Annotated in this window: 1 pseudogene; it reads right to left on the bottom strand. The window is 69.7% G+C overall.

Going from position 1 to position 442, the window contains the following annotated elements:
• Window positions 1-442: pseudogene (locus GVJ63_RS21970) on the bottom strand (hypothetical protein); the annotation flags it as partial.

The raw sequence follows: 442 nt of genomic DNA, 5'->3' as shown, positions 1-442 counted from the left end.
GTGCTCCTTGAAGCGGTCGATGCGCGGGAACCCCGTGGTCGGCAGGAACTGGCCGTCCACGCGCAGGTGCGTGTAGCCGCGCGGCCGCGCCCAGTCGGCCAGCTCGGTATACACGCCCTTGCGGTTCAGCACCAGCGGCGCCAGCAGTCCGATGTGCTGGCCCTTGAACTGCGTGAGCAGGTGCGCGGCGATGCTGTCGGCGGTCTGCGGCTGCACGGCGGCGCCGTCGTAGATGCAGTGCTGCACGCCCAGCTTCACGTACAGAAGACGCAGGAAATGCCACACCTCGGTGGTCGTGCCCACCGTGCTCTTGCGCCCGCCGCGCGAGAGGCGCTGCTCGATCGCCACCGTGGGCGGGATGCCGTAGACGGCGTCCACCTCGGGCCGCCCGGCCGGCTGCACGATGCTGCGCGCATAGGCGTTCAGCGATTCGAGATAACGG

The organism is Pantoea sp. 18059 (assembly GCF_902706165.1).
In the GTDB taxonomy this organism is placed as follows: Bacteria; Pseudomonadota; Gammaproteobacteria; order Enterobacterales; family Enterobacteriaceae; genus Pantoea; species Pantoea agglomerans.
This window is presented reverse-complemented; position numbering and strand designations above follow the sequence as displayed.